At 41.3% G+C, this 21,565-nt stretch carries 14 protein-coding genes; all 14 read left to right on the top strand.

The window, feature by feature from the left end; translation table 11 throughout:
• Positions 1 to 39: 39 nt before the first annotated feature.
• Positions 40 to 3,183: a SusC/RagA family TonB-linked outer membrane protein gene (locus QSE00_RS15650; RefSeq protein ID WP_286106652.1), complete on the top strand. Its 3,144-nt coding sequence runs from the start codon at positions 40 to 42 to the stop codon at positions 3,181 to 3,183.
• A 20-nt stretch (positions 3,184 to 3,203) separates the two neighbouring features.
• The gene (locus tag QSE00_RS15655; protein WP_286106653.1) at positions 3,204 to 5,093 is read left to right on the top strand and encodes a RagB/SusD family nutrient uptake outer membrane protein; all 1,890 of its coding nucleotides are present in this window, start codon (positions 3,204 to 3,206) and stop codon (positions 5,091 to 5,093) included.
• A 20-nt stretch (positions 5,094 to 5,113) separates the two neighbouring features.
• Positions 5,114 to 5,806: a DUF3823 domain-containing protein gene (locus QSE00_RS15660; RefSeq protein WP_286106654.1), complete on the top strand. Its 693-nt coding sequence runs from the start codon at positions 5,114 to 5,116 to the stop codon at positions 5,804 to 5,806.
• 91 nt (positions 5,807 to 5,897) lie between these two features.
• Positions 5,898 to 6,932 (top strand): glycoside hydrolase family 43 protein, encoded by a 1,035-nt coding sequence (locus tag QSE00_RS15665; RefSeq protein ID WP_286106655.1) that lies wholly within the window; start codon positions 5,898 to 5,900, stop codon positions 6,930 to 6,932.
• A gap of 229 nt (positions 6,933 to 7,161) precedes the next feature.
• Positions 7,162 to 8,235 carry a cellulase family glycosylhydrolase gene (locus QSE00_RS15670; protein ID WP_286106656.1) on the top strand — a complete coding sequence of 358 codons (1,074 nt, stop codon included), beginning with the start codon at positions 7,162 to 7,164 and terminating at the stop codon, positions 8,233 to 8,235.
• A gap of 67 nt (positions 8,236 to 8,302) precedes the next feature.
• Positions 8,303 to 9,484, top strand: coding sequence for an aldose epimerase family protein (locus QSE00_RS15675; protein WP_286106657.1), 1,182 nt, complete (start codon positions 8,303 to 8,305; stop codon positions 9,482 to 9,484).
• A 72-nt stretch (positions 9,485 to 9,556) separates the two neighbouring features.
• A complete protein-coding gene (locus tag QSE00_RS15680; RefSeq protein WP_353477479.1) occupies positions 9,557 to 10,468 on the top strand; it encodes a glycoside hydrolase family 43 protein in 912 nt (303 codons plus the stop codon).
• A gap of 64 nt (positions 10,469 to 10,532) precedes the next feature.
• Positions 10,533 to 11,672 (top strand): glycerate kinase, encoded by a 1,140-nt coding sequence (locus QSE00_RS15685; RefSeq protein ID WP_286106659.1) that lies wholly within the window; start codon positions 10,533 to 10,535, stop codon positions 11,670 to 11,672.
• A 27-nt stretch (positions 11,673 to 11,699) separates the two neighbouring features.
• Complete coding sequence (locus QSE00_RS15690) at positions 11,700 to 12,935, top strand: Tm-1-like ATP-binding domain-containing protein (RefSeq protein WP_286106660.1); 1,236 nt, start codon at positions 11,700 to 11,702, stop codon at positions 12,933 to 12,935.
• A 55-nt stretch (positions 12,936 to 12,990) separates the two neighbouring features.
• Complete coding sequence (locus QSE00_RS15695; RefSeq protein WP_286106661.1) at positions 12,991 to 14,508, top strand: MFS transporter; 1,518 nt, start codon at positions 12,991 to 12,993, stop codon at positions 14,506 to 14,508.
• Between the two features lie 67 nt (positions 14,509 to 14,575).
• A complete protein-coding gene (locus QSE00_RS15700) occupies positions 14,576 to 15,436 on the top strand; it encodes a phosphoenolpyruvate hydrolase family protein (RefSeq protein WP_286106662.1) in 861 nt (286 codons plus the stop codon).
• Between the two features lie 7 nt (positions 15,437 to 15,443).
• A complete protein-coding gene (locus QSE00_RS15705; protein WP_286106663.1) occupies positions 15,444 to 15,854 on the top strand; it encodes a cupin domain-containing protein in 411 nt (136 codons plus the stop codon).
• Between the two features lie 73 nt (positions 15,855 to 15,927).
• Entirely contained in the window at positions 15,928 to 19,263 is a 3,336-nt protein-coding gene (locus tag QSE00_RS15710) for a PVC-type heme-binding CxxCH protein (RefSeq protein ID WP_286106664.1), read from the top strand.
• A 189-nt stretch (positions 19,264 to 19,452) separates the two neighbouring features.
• On the top strand, positions 19,453 to 21,528 hold the full coding sequence (locus tag QSE00_RS15715) for a CehA/McbA family metallohydrolase domain-containing protein (RefSeq protein WP_286106665.1): 2,076 nt from the start codon (positions 19,453 to 19,455) through the stop codon (positions 21,526 to 21,528).
• The last annotated feature ends 37 nt before the right edge of the window (positions 21,529 to 21,565 follow it).

Consider the following 21,565-nt stretch of genomic DNA (forward strand, 5'->3'; position numbering starts at 1 on the left):
AACTAACTAAAACTTAATTACATTAAAAATGAAAACAACATGAAGACAATCTTAAAAAAATTATTTCAACAGATCTGTTTGCTGGGTATCTTCTTAGTGGTTTCCCAATCCTATGCACAGGATAAACTGAAGATATCAGGAAATGTAAGTTCGGAAACGGACACAATGCCCTTACCTGGGGTATCTGTAATCGTAAAGGGAACAAATAATGGCGTTTCCACAGATTTTGATGGAAACTACACCATTGAAGCACCAACAAATGCTGTACTTGTGTTTAGCTACATTGGTTTCAAGACTATGGAGTTACCTGTAAACGGCAGGACTACAATAGATCTACAAATGTCGGATGATGTGGCTGCCTTGGATGAAGTAGTGGTGACTGGATATTCCAGCCAAGAGAAAAAATCCATTACGGCCGCTATATCCACGGTAACTAGTGAGGACTTAGAAAGTGTCCATGCCGGGGCTTCTGTAAGTTCTGGACTAGCTGGGAAAATTTCTGGGGTTACCTTTAAAATGCCAGATGGGCGACCAGGGGCAACTGCCGCCATTCAAATTAGGAATATGGGCGACCCACTATATGTTATTGATGGTATACAACAGGATGCCGGTCAATTCAACAACATTTCTCCTGGCGATATTGAAAGTATCTCTGTACTTAAGGATGCATCTGCTGCAATTTATGGTGTTAGGGCTGCAAATGGAGTTGTTGTTGTAACCACCAAACGTGGTAGAAAGAATACCAAAAATGTGGTCAATATCAATTCATATTACGGAGGTCAAAATTGGTCCAGATTTCCAAAGACCGTGAATGATTCCTATGTGTATATGTCCAAAAAGGCAGAGGCAGATCTGAACGAGTTTGGAGAAACACAAATCACGAATGAGGAATTGGAGAAGTATCGATTAGGCACTGAAGCCGGTTATAAATCATTCGATTGGAAAGACTTCATAATAAAGAAGGATGCACCACTTTACAGCTTAAACGTCAGTACTTCTGGAGGATCGGATAAAATTAACTATTATATTTCCGGAACACAATTAAAACAGGAAGCTGTACTAGGCCCTGAGTTTAATTTTGAGCGTAATAACATTCAGAGTAATTTGGATGCCAATATTACCGATCGATTAAAGGTTGGAGTTCAAATTAACGGTAGAATTGAAACCACCGATAACCCGGGGATACCTGGTGCCGATGATTATTGGCTGCCACGATTTGCCATTTTACGTAATCGTCCTTTTGAACGTCCCTACGCCAATGACAACCCAGAATATCTTAATGATATTGGTCATAATGAGACCAACTGGGCTTTGCACAACAAGAAGATCGGAGGGTACTCTACCAACATTTGGAGGGTGTTACAAACAAACTTCAGCGGGGAGTACAAGTTCGGTGGTTTTGCAGAGGGACTAACGATAAAGGGAATGTATTCCTATTATATCGCAGATCAAGTACTTAATGGCCACGAATACACTTATGATGCGTATACTTATGATGCGGCCAACGACGCATATAATGCTACAGGTGGTAGTTCCAACCCATGGAGGGAACGAAGAAATCGAAAGATTCTTAAAAACGTATACCAAGGTCAAGCTACCTACAAAAAATCTTTTGGGGATGATCATAATGTTGAAGGGCTGTTCTTAGTAGAACGCCAAGAGCAACGTGACCAAAACCAATGGTTACGTTCGGTACCGGAAACAAATATCTTGCCTCTGATGTATTTTGCGAATGTGGTAGAATTTCAAGATGCCGATAATGAAGAGGCACGGATCGGTTACATTGGTAAATTCAACTATAACTACAAGGAAAAATACTATTTGGAACTTTCTGGAAGACAGGACGCCTCTTGGAAATTTGCCCCCAGCAAAAGAAAGGGATTTTTTCCTTCCGGTTCCATCGGTTGGAGGATTACAGAGGAAGACTGGTATAAGAGTATAGCTGGAGAGGATGCATGGGTTTCGGAATTTAAAATAAGAGGTTCCTATGGTGTTTTGGGAGACGATAATATTGGTATAGGTGCCTATGACTATTTACCAGGCTACAATTACAATACAGGAACAGTTGTATTGGATGGTCAACCAATCGTAGGTGCAAGGGACAAAGGTCAAATTGTGGATAATATTTCCTGGTTTAAGAGTAAGATTACGGATATAGGGATGGATTTCACCCTTTTTGATGGTAAGATCAATGGATCCTATGACTACTTCTACAGACTACGTACAGGTTTAAGAGGTAGGAAATATGATATCTTAATTCCCAGTGAGTTGGGCTATGGCCTGCCAGATGAAAACGTAAATAGCGATGCCCAGTCCGGTTTTGAAGGGGCCTTAAGCTATAGTGATAGTTTTGGAGACTTTTATTTAACTGTCTCTGGTAATGCTTCCTACTCCCGAGGTAAGTTTATTGAATCCTACAAACCTAGATTTGAGAACTCATGGCAGGAATATAGAGCCTCCAATGAAGGAAGATTCAATGATATAAGATGGGGATTCAATACCATCGGTCAATTTCAGTCCCAAGAAGAGATCAACAATTACCCTGTAGACATTGATGGTCAGGGTAACAGAACCTTATTGCCTGGCGATTTGATCTATGAAGACTTAAATGGTGATGGAAGAATTAACGGATACGATGAAAAACCGATAGGTTATAATTTTGGAAAGCAACCATCGGTAAACTTTGGACTTAGCATACGTATGGCCTATAAGGGAGTAGATTTTACCGCAGATTTTTCAGGTGGCTCTGGATATTCCTGGGCACAGGAATGGGAAACTAGATGGGCTTTCCAAAACCAGGGAGCTTTGAATACCATATTTTTGGACAGCTGGAGTCGTCAGGATCCGGCGGACCCTAACAGCACTTGGGTTCCAGGGAAATATCCTGCCCTGCGTTATAATGCATCCTATCACAGTAATTATAGAGGGGGTCAAGCATCTAGCTTCTGGATGCATAACGTAACTTATTTAAGGGCAAGAACTATAGAACTAGGGTATTCCTTACCCAAGCCAATTCTTGAAAAAATAGGTCTACAAAAAGCTAGGTTCTATGTAAATGGGTATAACCTATTTTCCTTTGATAACCTATCAAAATTTGGTATTGACCCAGAAGTCAACGATACCAATGGATTGCAGTACCCACAGAACAAATTCGTAAACGTCGGGGTAAACCTATCTATATAAATAGTTAAAATTTATACGCAATGAAAAAATATATATTTACAATACTATTAGCCTTATTCTTGGCCTTAGGCTGTTCAAAGAACGATGAGGAGTTTTTGGATCGGCCGCCCTCTTCTATATTGACCCAAGATCAAATTTTTACAGATCCGAGTGCCGTACTCTCGGTTTTGGGAGATCTTTACAATAGATATGAAGATTTTGGTAGATTGGATGATTGGGCTTCTCTGGCAGATTTCAATATAGCCTATTGGTCAGAGGCAGGCCGCTATCCTGCATTTCAAAATGATGGATGGGGATTTGGAAGCTGGGGTATTTGGAATTACGGATATATCCGTGAAATAAATCTATTCTTGGAAAGATGTGAGGAAGCTACTGAGTTAGAGGCTTCCCTTAAAACACGTTTTTTGGCTGAAGCAAGATTTTTGCGTGCCTCTTATTATTTTGAAATGGTTAAACGCATGGGAGGAGTTCCTTTAATATTGGAATCGGAAACCTATGATTTTAGTGGCGATGCATCCTACTTACAGCACCCTAGGGAAACAGAAGCCGCCATTTATGATTTCGTAATAAGTGAAGCTGAAGCTATAAAGGATATATTGCCAACCGATGCAGATTCCAAGTCTAGGGCTACCAAGGGAGCAGCCTTGGCCATGGAAACAAGAGCCGCTCTTTATGCAGGATCAATAGCAAAATATGGGGCAACAACCCCTCAGGTTTCACTGCCTGGAAACGAGGTTGGAATCCCAGCTTCAATGGCAGAAGGCTATTATACCAAGGCACTTACAGCTGCCCAAGCCATTATAAGTGGAAGTGCAGGCGCTTATGCTCTATACAACTCCAAGCCCAATCTTTCTGAGAATTTTGAGGCTTTGTTTTATGATAAAGCCAACAATCCCGAAGCTATTTTTGTAGAAGACTATAAAGTTGGTGGTGGAAAGACTCATTATTTTACCGGTTGGAACCAACCTCGTTTTGGAGCAGAGGAAGAAGAAGGTGGTCGGATAAATCCAAGTCTACAATTCGTTCAATCCTTTGAATTATTGGATGGTACTTATGCCCCCTTGGCAAACGAAGTGGGAGGTAACCCAGTTTACTATGATAATATTGGCGATATATTCCAAGGTAGGGATGCCCGTTTGGCCGGAACGGTAATATTACCGGGCACCACTTTTAAATCTAAACCAGTCGATATATGGGCCGGTATTGTACTGGCTGATGGATCCATAGTAAGTGGAGATTCTAGAGGCCAGGAAAAAACGCTTCCAGGAGGCACGGAACAAGTTCAGGTAGTTGGATTTGACGGTCCTATAGATGGGCTGGAATTTACTGCACAATCAGGTTTTTATATTCGTAAATATCAAGACCCAAATACGGGATCTGGCAGACGAGGGACCCAAAGCGATGTGTGGTTTATTCGATATAGATTTGGAGAAGTTCTATTAAATGCTGCCGAAGCCGCTTTTGAACTTGGACAACCAGATGTTGCCGCAGGATATTTAAACCAGGTTCGAGCTAGAGCCGGTATTACTACACCATTAACAGGTGCCGATGTCGATTTTGACCGTATTGCGCATGAGCGATATGTAGAATTGGCATTTGAAGGGCTTCATTTCTTTGATTTAAAAAGATGGAGGTTGGCACATATAGTACTGGATGGAAATCCTATCAGCGAAGCTGAAGTTACCCAGAATATAGGTGAAGCAACGAAAAGAGAAACCCAGCCTTACAGTATCTGGCCGTATAAATATCATAACCCTGGTGACCCTAATGATGGTAAGTATCTCTATAAAATTTTGAGACTTTCCAGAATTACAGGTGCTGACAGATTTCAATTTGGGAACTATTACTCCGAAATAGGACAGGATTTAATCAATAACAACCCTAAATTGGTTAGAAACCCAAATCAATAATCAATTTTAAACAAATAAAAATGAAAGCTAAATTTTATATATTCATATTCAGCGCATTATTATTGGTGACTTCTTGTTCACTAGATAATTTTGATGAACCAAATGCAATGTTCTCCGGAAATATTGTCTATAACGGTGAGGCCATTCCTGTTGCAAGGAACCAAGTAAGGTTTCAATTGTGGCAACCTGGCTACGCACTTACGGCACCTATAGACGTTGCCATTGCCCAAGACGGTAGTTACAGCAGTAGGTTATTTACCGGAGAATACAAACTCTCGTTTGTACCCGGACAGGGTCCATTCAGAACTCCTTCAGATACTATATTTTTTGAATTGACTGGTGATAAGGCGATGGACATTGAGGTAACTCCATATCACATGATCAGGAATTCCCAGTTCTCCTATACAGCTGGATCCGTAAACGCTAGTTGCGAGGTGGAGCAAATCATTACTGGTGCAGATGCCAAAACCGTAGAAAGGGTAACATTGATTATCAACAGGACGCTATTTGTTGATGCCAACAGTGGAGGTGAAGGTAGTCTTGCACAGGTAGATGCGGCAGACCTTTCCGATCTAGGCAATATCAATATGTCCGTAGAAATACCCAGTGATCCAAAGAAACCGGATCAAAATTATATTTTTGCCCGTATTGGTGTTAAAATCGCTGGGATTGAAGACATGATTTACACTCAAGTTCAGAAAATAGAATTTTAAATTTAATAAATGAATCCCTCGGGAATCAAAAATTTCCGAGGGTTCAAATAGAACTATATTCCTTTAATGATAGGGATAAAAGAATACCTAGATGGGAACACCTAAAATAACATACATATTATTGTTTTTTCTTCTCTTCACTATTTCGGTGTTTTCACAAGACAAAACATTTACCAATCCAATATTGCCCTCTGGGGCAGATCCATATAGTACCTATTACAATGGATATTATTACTATACAAATACCTTACAGAACCGTTTGGTACTATGGAAAACCAAAAATTTAGCGGCCCTCGACAAGGCTGAAAGTGTTACGGTTTGGACACCACCGGAAGGAAGGGATTACTCCAAGGATATTTGGGCTCCGGAAGTTCATTTTATAAACAACAACTGGTATATATATTTTGCAGCGGATGACGGTGATAACAAAACACATCGAATGTATGCCTTGCAAAATACTTCAAAAGACCCATTCAAAGGAAAATGGGAGTTTAAAGGCAAAATTGCGGCCAAAACCGATAAGTGGGCAATTGATGGGAATGTATTCTTCCATAATGGGCAGTTATATATGGTCTGGTCTGGATGGGAAGGTGACACCAATGGCCAACAGGATATTTATATTGCCAAGATGAAAAACCCATTGGAGATAGATGGTGACAGGGTAAGAATTTCTTCCCCAACATTTGATTGGGAAAAACATGGGGATTTGGATGATCCTAATCTTTCCCATGTCAATGTAAATGAAGGACCACAATTTTTAGAACATAAGGGGCGCATTTTTATCGTTTTTTCGGCAAGCGGTTGCTGGACCGATAATTATAGTCTTGGATTATTATCATTTAATGGAAGTGATGATCTACTGGATGCTTCTGTTTGGACTAAATCGGAGGAACCAATTTTTACCCAGGCTCCACAAAATAGAGTTTATGCCCCGGGACATAATTCATTTTTCAAGTCCCCAGATGGTAAACAGGATTGGATCCTTTATCATGCCAATTCCAAACCGGGTCAAGGTTGCGGTAGGTTTCGTTCACCTAGAATGCAAAGATTGTATTGGGATACAAGTGGAATGCCGTATCTGGGGCCACCATTGCCCGAGAATGTAATTCTTGAAATACCAAGTTAGCGATCCATTAACCTAAAAGAAAGAATAGTTGTGTTGAGTTAGTTTCTTAAATTATCGGGTCTCTCTATAAGGCCCGGTAATTTTATCAAATTAATTGGACAACTCAATAGTTAATTTCTTTTTGGAATAACATATATGTAGAAGTGACAAGAGGCCTTGTACAACGCTATTCAAAAAAGTAATTTCTCCCGATAGTAACTGGGGGTACAATTAAATCAAAAAAAAGCAGATGAAAAAAACATTACTGATAATTTCCGCACTAATTATATCTTATACAGGTATTTCACAAGAAGATGTTTTAACTAAGAATAAATGGCCTATTGAAAAGGCCAAGGAATGGTATTCACAACAAAAGTGGATGACCGGTGCCAATTTTAATCCCAGTACTGCCATTAATCAATTGGAAATGTGGCAAGAGAGTACCTTTGACGCTAAAACCATAGATAAGGAATTGGGCTTTGCAGAAGGCATCGGGTTCAACACCATGAGAGTGTATCTTCATAGCTTGGCATACAAGGCGGACCCTACTGGGTTTAAGGAGCGTATGGAAACCTATTTGAAAATAGCAAGTAATCACGGTATCAAAACAATTTTTGTTTTTTTTGATGATGTATGGGGCAAGACTCCTAAAATCGGAAAACAGCCAGACCCTGTTCCGGGAACGCATAATTCTGGATGGGTGCAGGATCCCGGTGACCCGGCATCAAAGGAAAAGGAAAATTTCCCAGCTCTTGAGGTTTATGTCAAGGATATCCTCAAAACCTTTGGCAATGATGATCGGATTGTCATGTGGGATCTTTACAACGAGCCGGGAAATACGGGAAAACTAACCAGTTCAATGCCGCTGCTAAAGAGCGTATTCATATGGGCTAGGGAAATTAATCCCAATCAGCCCCTAACTGCGGGTTTATGGGCGTGGGACTTTCAAGAACTCAATGCTTTCCAGGCTTTGAATTCTGATATATTGACCTATCACAATTATGAGGATGAAAAACACCATCAGCATGTAATCAACCTTTTAAAATCCCATGGAAGGCCAATGGTCTGCACAGAATATATGGCACGGACCAATAATAGCCGCTTCTCTAATATTTTACCCATTTTACATAGAGAAAATATCGGCGCCATCAACTGGGGATTGGTAGCAGGAAGATCCAATACAAAATATGCCTGGAATACTCCGATCGAGGACGGAGGGGAACCAATCGAATGGTTTCATGAAGTTTTTAGAAAAGATGGAACTCCTTACCGACAGGATGAGGCGGATTTGATAAAGAAATTGAATGAGGTGGCAAATAAATAAATTGGTATAGAGTAGGAGTCGAATACGGCCATTGTATAAGTAAGTAATTTGTATTAAAACTAAACAAATGAAGAGAATAAAATGTAGTCAGATCTTAGTTGTGTTGGTTATAATGGCAATGTCGGCCTGCAAGAATGCCAATAAAAAAGAAATAATTTCAGAAACGGCCGGTACAAATATCCAAACACCGATGGAAAGTACTTTGCAACAAAACAATTTTGACACCATCATTGATGGAAGGGCCGTAAAGCTCTATTGGTTGGAAAGCAAGGATTTGAAAATGGCCATTACCAATTATGGGGGTAGAATTGTTACTCTTTTGGCTCCAGATCAAAATGGCAATTATGTTGATGTTTCCATAGGTTATTCCAACATTAAGGACTACTTGGATTCTGCCGAATCCTACTTTGGAGCTACAATAGGCCGAGTAGGAAATAGAATTGCAAAAGGTAAATTTTCTTTGGATGGCACCGAATATTCCGTGGTACCGAACAATAATGAAAATGCCCTTCATGGTGGGGAGAACGGATTTCAGGATAAGGTTTGGGAAGCCGAACAACCTGATACCAAAACCCTGATCCTGAGATATACTTCCCCTGATATGGAGGAGGGGTTTCCTGGGAATTTAATAGTAAAGGTAACTTACTCGCTAACGGATACCAAGGCTGTTAGAATGGAATATGAAGCCACTACAGATAAAGCCACAGTGGTAAATTTGACCAATCATACCTATTTCAACCTCAATGGAGAAGGAAGTGGAAGTATCCTTAACCATTCCTTACAACTTAATGCAGATCAATTTACACCTGTGGATCATGGGCTGATTCCTACAGGGGAATTGAAAGACGTCCAGGGAACACCATTTGATTTTAACGAAGCGCATGCTATTGGTGAATATATTGAGCAGGAGGATCAACAATTGGCATACGGTGGGGGTTATGACCATAATTTTGTATTAAATGGAACCAAATCATATGGCATGAACCATGCCGCTACCGTTATAGGGGATAAATCTGGCATTGTGATGGATGTATTTACCCAGGAGCCTGGAGTACAATTTTACTGCGGCAATTTTATGGCTTCGGCAAATACGCTAAAATCTGGCGCCAAAGACGATTATAGGACGGCCTTTTGTCTGGAAACACAGCATTACCCAGATTCTCCCAACCAACCTGATTTTCCTTCGATTACTCTTCGTCCAGGGGAAGTTTACCATACTGTTTCAGTTTATCAATTTAGCGTTAAATAGGTTTTGAGAGCATTCTGTATAATTTTAGTTTCAATTGTTTTTTGGGGAGCTAATGCCCAAAAGTATATGGATATGGATTCCAGTCAAATCTATTTGGCAGATCCTACTATCTTTTATTATGACGGTACTTATTATTTGTATGGCACTACTGGCGATCCCAAAATGGGTAAGGATAAAGGTTTTTTGGTTTACACTTCCAAGGATTTATCAGAGTGGTCGGGACCAAATGGAGCCAAGAACGGCCTGGCCTTGCAAAAAGGTGATGCTTTTGGGGAAATAGGATTCTGGGCGCCCCAGGTTTTTGAGTATAACGATAAATTTTATATGGCCTATACTGCAAATGAGCGTATTGCAATGGCTACCAGTAATAATCCTTTGGGTCCTTTTATAAACGCTACAAAGGAGGATCTTAAGGCTCCTGTGAAACAAATCGACCCATTTGTATTTTTTGATGATAACGGTAAAAAATACTTATACCATGTCCGGCTTACAAAAGGTAATAGAATATACGTAGCTGAATTGCAGGATGATCTTATGGCAATTAAACCAGAAACCCTGAGGGAATGTATTGTTGGGGAACGCGAATGGGAAAATACACAAAAGACGGATTGGCCGGTAACTGAAGGCCCTACAGTATTAAAATACAAAGGACTATACTACCTGATCTATTCTGCAAATGATTTCAGAAACCCTGACTATTCCGTTGGTTATGCGATTAGCGATAGCCCACTGGGGCCTTGGAAGAAGTCTGATAAAGGTCCCATTATATATAAGGAGCTCGTAGGCGAAAATGGCCCTGGTCATGGGGATTTAATTCTTGATCACCAAGGAGATATGCAATATGTTTTACATACCCATTTCAATGACACTCTAACCCAACCACGAAGAACTGCAATTGTAAAAATAAAATTTGTAGAAGAAAAAGTCAGGCCGGATTATTTGATAACGGAAAAAGACGGGCTCAGATTTCTTAAAACCGAATAGGAAGGGTATACAATGATAATTTATGCCAAATGAAAATGATTAATAAGAATCAAACCCAAAGAAAATGAATATCGTTGTTGCCCCTGATTCATTCAAAGAGTGTTTATCGGCCAAGGAAGTTGCCTCAAATATTGCCTTAGGAATTAAGAAGGTACTGCCGGGTTCGCTAATCCATGAAATCCCTATTTCGGATGGCGGGGAAGGTGTACTTGAAACACTATTAAATGGAGTTGGTGGGCGTAGACTTTCAGTTGCCGTATTCGATCCCCTTATGCGACAAATAATAGCTGAATATGGGATTTTAAACGATAATAAAACTGCAGTAATTGAGATGGCTATGGCCTCAGGTCTGGAATTGTTAAAGGAAGAAGAAAAGAATCCTTTAAGGACAACAACCTTTGGTATGGGGCAACTTATCAAGGATGCCCTGGATCAGGGGTGTAAGAAGATTATTATAGGTATTGGAGGGAGTGCTACCAATGACGGTGGAGCAGGTATGGGCAGGGCATTGGGCGCAAAATTTGTAAATGACAAAGGGGAAGAGATTAAAGAAGGTGGAGGTAATTTAAATGAACTACATACAATAGATCTATCCGAATTTGATAAAAGAATTGAAAATTGTGAAGTAATTGTTGCATGTGATGTCTCCAATCCGCTTACAGGGGTAAACGGTGCTTCTTTTGTTTATGGATCTCAAAAAGGTGGAAGTCAACAGGGGTTGGAATTCTTGGATAGAAATCTGTCCCATTATGCAAATGTACTTAAGTCTGCCGTGGGTATAGACGTCTCGAACATTCCAGGAGCAGGAGCTGCCGGTGGTACAGGTGCCGGACTAATGGCTTTTTTAAATGGAGAACTGGTAAATGGAATAGAATTAATACTACAAACCATAAAAATAGAGGAAATTATTAAACAAGCCGACCTAGTCTTTACCGGTGAAGGTAAAATAGATGAGCAAACGCTTCATGGCAAAACCATATCTGGGGTTGCTTCAATGGCAAAAAAGCACGGAGTTCCCGTAATTGTTCTTACCGGAAAAATAGGCGAAGGAATTGAAGGTATATATAGTGTAGGAGTTAGCGCGGTATATTCTATTGTTAATAAACCTATGGAGTTAAAGGAGGCCATAGACCATGCCCCTTTGCTAATTCAGGACTGTGCCAAAAATATAATGTTAACTATAAAATGTTTTAATAAAGCTTAAGGGCCATAGATTTAGAACGGAATTGCAATGGGTATTGAACTAAATAAAAAATCTTCAAAAGGAAGTATAGTAATGGTGGGGTGCTTTGATACCAAAAGTGAGGATTTTGGATATCTGTATTCCTGTTTAGTGCAGCAAGGGGCTAGCGTAATTACCATAAATACGGGTGTAATGGGCTCCACCGATTTATTTCCTATAGATTTTGAGGCCGAACAGGTAGCCATAAAAGGTAGAGCTACTATACCTGGGTTACGTCAACAAAAAGATCGGGGGGTTGCTATTGAAGTTATGGGAAATGGTGCAGCGGTTATAATTAAGGAGCTTTTATCCCAGAATAAAGTAAATGCTGCTATTGGCATGGGAGGTGGTGGTGGCACTTTTATTGCTCTCAAAGCCCTGCAAACTTTACCTTTCGGAATTCCCAAATTATGTATCAGCACTTTGGCAACGAAAGACTTATCCTCACATATTGGGAGTAAGGATATTACCTTAATGCCTTCCATTGTGGATGTGGCAGGACTAAATAGTATTAGTAAAGTGGTTATACGTCAAGGGGCTGCCGCCATTGTTGGTATGATGCAAGCTTCCATATCGGACAACCAAAGCCAGGACCAATCTATAGCCATAAGCGTATTTGGCAATACTTCCTTATGTGTGGACAAATGTTCGGAATTTTTGAAGGACAGAGGTTATGAGGTTATGGCATTCCATTCTGTTGGAGTGGGAGGTAATACTATGGAAGGTTTAACCTTGGACGGGTGCTTTGACGCTATTCTGGATATAACCACTACCGAATTGGCTGATGAACTTTGTGGAGGGATTTGCAGTGCTGGACCAGATCGTTTAACAGCCGGGTCTAAAATGGGAATCCCCCAAGTTATCGTTCCTGGATGTTTGGATATGGTAAATTTTGGTCCGTTGGATACCGTTCCCGAAAAATATAGAGACCGACAACTGTTTAGCTGGGCCCCAGACGTAACCCTTATGAGGACAAATGCGGAGGAGAACAGAATACTGGGAAAGACCATAGCAGATAAAATTAATAATTCCGAGGCTCCTGTTACTGTATTGCTTCCATTGGGAGGACTATCCCAAATTGGTGGGCCAGGACAAATATTTCACAATCCGGCGATAGACCAGGAATTGTTCGGTTCCCTAAAAAGTCATGCAAATAAAAATATCAAGATAGTAGAAGTCCAATCAAATATAAACACTGAAGAATTTGCCATACACGCAGTTAAATCACTGTTGGAAATAATTTAAGATTCACTGGAATTGATGTGGTTATAAACAGTTAAACAATATTAAAGTCAAAAAAATGATGGAAATAAGAAAAGTCAATAGAAATCGACTATTATGGGCAAGTTTTTTCACTATCGTAACAGGTGGAGTCGGTTTTGCCGTGCGTGGGGCCATACTAGTAGATTGGGGAAATCAATTCGGATTTACCATGACCGAATTGGGATCCATTACCGGAGGTGGTTTTGTAGGCTTTGGTGTTATCATTATACTTTTCAGTCTAGTGGTCGATAGGGTTGGTTACAAACCATTACTTGTTTTAGCTTTTGTAATGCACTTTCTGTCCTTGGTCGTCACGGTGGCAACTGTATATGTCTTTGAAACCATGGGACGGGAGGCTGCCTACTGGTGTTTGTATTGGGGCACCTTTCTTTTTGCCGTAGGGAATGGTATATGCGAGTCAGTTGTAAATCCTCTTGTAGCAACATTATACCCAAAAAACAAAACGCACTATTTGAATATTTTGCACGCTGGTTGGCCAGGAGGAATGATTGTAGGAGGTTTATTGTCTATTGCTTTTCATAGCTTAGTCTCTTGGGAGATTTTAATGAGCTTCTTTCTGATTCCCGTGCTTATTTATGGTTTTATAATACTTAAGGAAAAATTTCCAATTTCGGAGGCAAGGGCAGCAGGAGTTGGCTTTAGCGAGATGTTTCGTCAACTGGCTTCCCCATTATTAATTTCTTTGTTGATCTTGATGATGCTGGTAGGTTATGTAGAATTGGGCACTGATAGTTGGATACAGAATATAACAGGTAATATTCTGGAAAATCCAACCAAAGGGGTCTTGTTGTTCATTTACACATCGGCCCTCATGTTCGTACTTAGATTTTTTGCGGGACCTATAGTCCATAGAATATCACCTTTAGGATTGCTCTTTGTCTGTTCTATATTCGGAGGAATAGGACTGTATATCCTAGGAAACTCCACTTCTGGACTTGTGATGGTATTTGCCGTAACCATTTACGGAATAGCGAAAACTTTCTTTTGGCCCACCATGCTCGGTGTTGTCGGGGAACGATTTCCAAGAGGAGGTGCTGTAACCATGGGTATTGTCGGTGGAGTTGGAATGTTGTCTGCAGGTCTCTTGGGCGGACCTGGTATTGGATATAAGCAAGATTACTTTGCTTCCAACAAAATTAAGGTGGAGTCTACTGAATCATATGAACGTTATAAGGCGGAACAGGAAAATGGATTCTTGTTCTTTAGGCCAATAAAAGGATTGGACGGTAGTAAAGTCGCAATCTTAAGGGATAATGGAGAGCAGTTGAAGGCAGATATTAAACGTTGGGAAAGCACTGGAAAAAGATTAAGTGACAACGCCAATCTGAGTAATTTGAAAAACTGGTGGGACAATGCCCAGACCAAGGTTAATATTGACAAGGTGCCTGTGGAACAGGCTGGTTTTTATGGTGCTGGAAGAGCATTGGTGATAACGGCATTGATACCCTTAACGATGGCCCTGGGCTATCTAATCCTTATACTATATTTTAAAAAGCGTGGCGGATATAAACAAGTCGAAATTGAGGAATCCTAAACAATAGATTTAAAATTTTAGAAATTGAAACCTAAATTAAAATAATTTAATCATAAAATAGAATATTATGCCGAATCCATGGACAGGGAAAGGAAACCCCTACACAAAACAAGAAGTTAGAGATAGATTACAAGCAGTAGTAAATCAAAAAAAAGCCATTATTGCGGCCGGTGCCGGAACCGGGATCAGTGCCAAATTCATTGAGAAAGGTGGCGCGGATTTAATAATAATTTACAACTCGGGCAGGTTTAGAATGTCCGGTCACGGTTCCACTGCCGGTATGATGGCCTATGGGGATGCCAACGCCGTGGCCATGGAGATCGGCGAGTTCGAAGTCTTGCCCGTAGTGGAGGAAATCCCTGTTATCTGCGGTGTGCACGGAAGCGACCCACGAAGAAGGATGTGGCATTTTCTGGGAAAAGTAAAGGATATGGGATTCTCAGGGGTAAATAACTTCCCGACACATTCCATTATCGATGGTCATTTTAGAAATGTCCTTGAAGAAACGGGAATGAGTTTTCAAAAAGAAGTGGATATGGTGGATCTGGCCACCAAAATGGACCTGTTTTCCATTGTATATGTGGGCAAACCGGAAGAGGCCGTACAAATGGCCGATGTGGGTGCCGATGCCATAATTGCCCATGTAGGGACAACCGTCGGGGGATCCATTGGGGTTACCAGTGCAACCGCATCCATGGACGATGCATTGGAGCGTACCCAAAAAATTGTGGATGCCGTTAAAAAAGCAAATCCAGACACCTTTTTATTGGCCCACGGCGGACCTATAAATACCCCGTCCGACGTAAAATACGTACTGGAACATTGTAAGGGTCTGCACGGCTTTGTAGGGGCATCCTCCTTGGAAAGAATGGGCATAGAACAATCCTTGACCAACCTGACCAAGGAATTCAAAAAATTGACACTCTAGTTCGCTTATGGAAAAGAATTGGAAATTTGTCAAGGAAAAAGATCAAATGTTCGAAAGAGCTTTCGGGCGGGACCATCATTGGCACTATCATCCCGAGATCATAAAATATGCCGACTCCTATATGGTAAAGGTGGTGATGCCGGAAGGCGGCGGACACAACTTTCACGTTCATCCCGAAATGCATGAAATCCTATATGTACTCAAAGGCACGGCCGAACAATGGATAGAGGATGAGATGCAGCTATTGGAGGCGGGCGACTCGGTCTATATCGGTGCCAATGTTGCCCATGGTACTTTTAATGCCGGAAAAGGCGAATTGGAATTTTTAGCCATCCTGTCACCTCCAGAGGGCTGGGAAGCCGGCACCGTGGATGTAAGCGAAAATACACCATATTCGGACTATCGACCACGGATTTGATAAATGATTTTATTCCTAGGAATATATAGCCATTATAGTGGTAAGAGTAATTTATAATTTTAAAATCAAAAGAATGAAAAATTTAACCGTTTACATTTCATTATTGTTTTGTGGAATGGCACTTTTGTCCGGCTGTACAGGAGAAAAAGAACCGCCCCCTCCGCTGACCTATACGGGAGAGAACCCAAGGGTTCAGGATCCTTTAAATCCAGAGGACTCCCAAAAGCATATCCAGCTCCCGGAAGGATTCAAGGCGGAGCTATATGCCGCCGAGCCTAATATTATTAACCCAATAGCCTTTACCTGGGACGAAAGGGGCAGACTTTGGGTGGTACAGTCCAAGGACTATCCTCACGGACTGGCCAATGATGTTGGAGGTGATAGGATTACTATTTGCGAGGATACTAATGGGGATGGCAGGGCCGATAAATTTACGGATTATGCCACCGAGCAAAATCTAACAACGGGAATAACCTTGGTAAAAGGCGGGGCCATTGTGTCCCAAGCTCCCAATATGGTTTTTTTGGAAGACACCGATGAGGATGACAAGATGGACAAAAGCACTGTGCTGTTCAATGGTTTTGGAACTTGGGACACCCATGCAGGGCCATCCAATCTGCGCTATGGGCTCGATAACATGATCTGGGGTTCCGTTGGGTATTCAGGGTTTGAAAATCAGTTTCAGGGCAAGCCTGTAGAATTTAAAATGGGCGTTTACAAATTTGCCAAGGATGGTTCCTATTTTGAACCGGTGGGCCAATTCAACAACAACACCTGGGGACTTGGTTTTAACGAGAATTTTGAAATATTTGGATCTACCGCCAATAACAACCACTGTTGTTATGTAGGGATACCTTTAAAACATTATGATTATTTGAACAAAATGCCTTCCTGGGCGGTCAATGCCGACTTTATCCAGGGGCACTATGAAATTAGTCCTGTAGATACCATTCCCCTACAGCAGGTAGATGTACGAGGAGGCTATACGGCCGCCTCGGGTGCCAATTTTTATACCGCGCGAAACTATCCGGAAGAATATAGAAATCAAATGTATGTCAGTGAACCTACCGGACATTTGGTGCATATTGCCAAAATAGTCAAGGATGGGGCAGGGTACAAGGAGGTCGATGGCGGCAATATTTTTGCAAGTACCGATGCCTGGACGGCGCCGGTCTTTGCCGAAACCGGACCCGATGGTAATTTATGGGTGGCGGATTGGTACAATCCCGTAATCCAGCACAACCCTGACAAACGGGGAATGGACAACCAGATCTGGAACGCGGACAAGGGAGAGGGCAATGCCCATAATAATCCTTTGCGCGATTATGGGCACGGTAGGATCTACGTTATTACCCATGAAGATGCCGATGATTCGGATATCACTTCCTTAAATCCGGAGGATGACAAAGAACTACTAAAGGCCCTAATAAGCGATAATATGTTCTGGAGAACTATGGCCCAACGTTTGATTGTGGAGAATAAGAAAGTATCGCTTATCCCGGATTTGATCAAATTGGCCAGCAACAATAATGTTGACAAAAGCGGTCTAACTGCAGGCGCATTGCACGCCCTATGGACTTTAAAAGGCCTGGGCGCTCTCAATGGTTCCAATGCAGAAGCCAACGAGGTGGTCCAAAAAGCATTGACCAGTAGTTCCTATGGCGTAAAACGGGCCGCACTGGCCTTATTGCCCCAGAGCAAGGAAAGTAGTGTAATCTTGGCGCAATCAGGCCTGTTAAGTAGTCCGGACCCGCAGATCAAACTTGCCGCGGTATTGCGTGCAGGGGAGCTTCCAGAATCCAACGCACTGTACACCGAAATAGAAAAATTATCAAAAGACGATGGCATCACCTCGGACAAATGGCTCAATGCCGCCTTAAAAATCTATTTCAGGGAATTGAACTTCCAAGAGGTAGACCCATCTACAGTAGTCATGATAGTACCCTCGGCCGAAGAAAAAAAATCTACATGGAAATATACCACCGACAAGCCTTCCGATAACTGGACGAAAACCGAATTCAATGATTCCGATTGGAAAAAAGGAGCAGCCAAGTTTGGAGGGGAGGATGTTAATGAGGTGAATACCAAATGGAGCAGCTCCGATATTTGGATGCGACAAGAAGTGATCATTACTGATGAAATATCGGAACCTGTAATCAAAATAGCCCATGACGACGATTATGAGGTTTTTGTAAATGGTCAGCTTTTGATATCGGAAGCGGGTGCCAGCGAATCCTACAAGTACATAAAGCTCGATAGCGACAAAGGTGATCTGTTTAAACAAGGAAAGAACCTAATTGCGGTCCACTGTGTAAATACCGGTGGAAATCAACACATTGACATGGGCATAGGCAAGGTAGGCAAGATAAAGGCCGATGTAACCTTTGTTCTCAATACCGTAAATCAGGAAATGGCCTTTGATAAAAAGACACTTCATGCCACAGCAGGTCAGACCGTAGAGATAGTCTTGAACAATAAAGATCAGATGTCCCACAATTTGGTGGTCATCCAACCTGGCAGTTTGGATACTTTTGGGGCCATGGTAGATGGGTTCCTGAAGAATCCTGAAGCGGAAAAAATGGGCTATGTGCCCAAATCGAGATATGTACTTGGAGCAACGGATATGTTGACCCCGGGCGTAACAGGGTCCGTAACCTTCAAACTTCCGGATACTCCCGGCATATATCCCTATGTCTGTACTTTTCCCGGGCATTGGCGAATGATGCAGGGGGTGATCATAGTAACGGCACCTGGATCCTATATTTCCGAGAATAAGGAAGCTCTAAAAATAGCTGCAATGGGCGGGGGCGGTTCCCATGATTTTCTAAAGTTTTTTGGCATCGCGGATGGAAAGATCCTTAGTGAAGAGGGCAAGAACACGTTTATGTACACGGAAAATTCGATGGAATTGGGAACCTTGCTCCCAACAACGGATGTACTGGTATTGAGCAACAACAAACCTTTGGACAAAAACACCAGAAATACCATTATGTCCCGTGTAAACGAGGGGAAAATGAATATGCTTATTTTCCACCCCAGTACCTGGTACAATTGGGAGGACTGGCCAGAATACAATAAGACCTTGGTTGGCGGGGGCTCCCGGTCCCATGAAGACCTTCAGGAATTTGAAGTAAGGGTGATTAAACCAGATCACCCCTTAATGAAAGGCGTTCCCTCCAAATTCAGGATCGTGGACGAATTGTACCGATGGGAAAAGGACCCTGAAGCGGAGATAGAAGTTCTAGCGGTAAGTAGGGGCTTAAAATCTGGGGAAGAATACCCGACGGTCTGGGTCGTAAAACATCCCAAGTCGAAAATTGTAGGGAATACTTTAGGGCACGATGAAAGGGCACATGACCACGAAGCATACAAAACCATATTAAGGAATAGTTTGGAGTGGGTAGATTAAAAAATAAAATGCAGTGGTCCCGACGATGAATCGGGACCTTTTTTTTGAATAGATTAAATCATCACAAAATTCAGGGAGTCAATTGTAAATGGCATAGCCTGGGTTAATACTTTTTAACATAGGATTTAAGGTGTATTTAGGCTACCCCATTTGAACGGACTTAATAATTAAACAAAAACATCGCTACAAATGAAATCTTACCTTATTATTGGGTTATTATTTTTTGGTCCTGTTATAAATGCCCAAGTACCTGTAGTATTGCCAAACAATCCCAAGGAAAACAGTACCAATATTACTTTGAATAAAAGTGATATAATAGTCACTTGGCCATTGGACAATGGCAATAATTGTCAATTGGCTATCAACCTAGAACAAGAAGAGCCCTTATTTCGCTCAATTGCCATGGGCAGGAACAATCATTTCAAGGCCATATCTTCAAATGTAGATCCAGTTTTCCTTTTAAATATCGGAAGTCGTACTTTGAAACCTGAGAATGGTTGGACTATCTTTTTTGATAAGGTACCTACCCGCCCTTATACTTCCCATGTTTTAAATATCAACAAAAGGGAAGCAATCATTACTAAAAATGGAAATAGAACTATTATAAGCATTGGGGATATAAGCGCTCCAAATTTTGATGGCCTCTTAGAAATAACGGTCTATAATGGAATTCCACTTCTTAATATTGCCGCCGTTATTACAACTCAAAAAGATTCGACAGCCATTCTTTTTGATGCAGGTCTTGTATCGGATAAACCTTGGAACAATATTTCCTTTGCCAATATAAAGGACGAATTTGTTCAAGCTGAAAATATTATTAATGCCAGTACAAACTTAGCCGTAAAATACCGTACTATTATTGGCAATGGAAATGAGGGTTCTATTGCTGTCTTTCCACCTCCACATCAATATTTTTATCCTCTTGATGAAGCATTTAATTTAAAATCCGTTTGGCATGGTCCAAATTACAGGGGTATGGTTTCCAGATACGGTTTGGGTATTAGACATGAGCCTGAAGGCGATCACCGATATGTACCTTGGTTCAATGCTCCACCTGGAAGTAAACAACGCCTAAATTTCTTTTGTCTCATTGGAGGTGGGCAGGCCGATAGTTTGTTGGAAGATGTGAAAAAGTATACCCACTTGGACCAATATGTTCCTTTAAAAGGACATAGGACGATGGCAAGCCATTTTCATAATGAATATGTTATGAACGTTGTAATGAAGAATGAGGTCATACCAACAGCCCCGGAGTTTGTAGAAGTATTTAAAAAAATGGGAGTCGATATCGTTCATTTGGGAGAGTTCCACTACACCGCCCATCCAAAAGGACCTGACGAAATACGTTTAAAGGAATTGAGTGCCCTTTTTGAACAATGCGAGAGATTGTCCGATGAGGATTTCCTCTTATTGCCAGGTGAAGAGCCCAACGAGTTTCTCGGTGGACATTGGATGGCCATATTTCCAAAACCTGTCAACTGGATAATGTCCAACAAAAACAATAAACCTTTTGTTTCCAACGACAAGGTATACGGAAAAGTTTATAGAATTAAAGACAAAGTGGAGATGCAGCAATTATTGGAATCGGAGAATGGATTGGTATGGACTGCCCATCCTCGAATTAAAGGATCTACAGGATATCCTGATGCTTACAAAAATGAAGATTTCTTTAAATCCCAACATTTTTTAGGAGGTGCCTGGAAACCCATGCCGGCTGATTTATCCTCTCCCAAATTAGGAACAAGGGTACTGGACCTATTGGACGACATGAACAATTGGGGAGACAAAAAGAAAATTATTGCCGAGGCCGATCTTTTTACGGTGACTATGGAAAATGAGATGTATGCCCATATGAATATCAATTATTTACAATTGGATACCCTACCCAAATTTAAGGATGGTTGGGCCCCAGTTCTTAAGGCAATGACCACCGGGAAGTATTTTTCAACCACAGGCGAAGTTTTAATTCCTAATTTTAGTATTAACGGCAAAGGGTCAGGAGAAACTATAAAATTGAATTACGGTGGTGAGGCAAAAATTCACCTGAATATAGATTGGACGTTCCCGTTAAATTTTCTGGAAGTAGTATCTGGTGATGGCCAAACGGTATTTCGGGAAAGAGTGGATTTAAGCAAAACAGGAGCCTTTGGTTCAGAGCAATTTCAACTTTCCCTAAACCTCGTAAATAGAACATGGGCTAGGGTAGAGGTCTGGGACATAGCCGCTAATGGAGCATTTACACAGACTATATATTTTTCCAAATAAGATCCCCCATTAGTTCTAATTTTGGATTTTGATTCAG

It is taken from the genome of Arenibacter flavimaris (assembly GCF_030291335.1).
Lineage (GTDB): Bacteria > Bacteroidota > Bacteroidia > Flavobacteriales > Flavobacteriaceae > Arenibacter.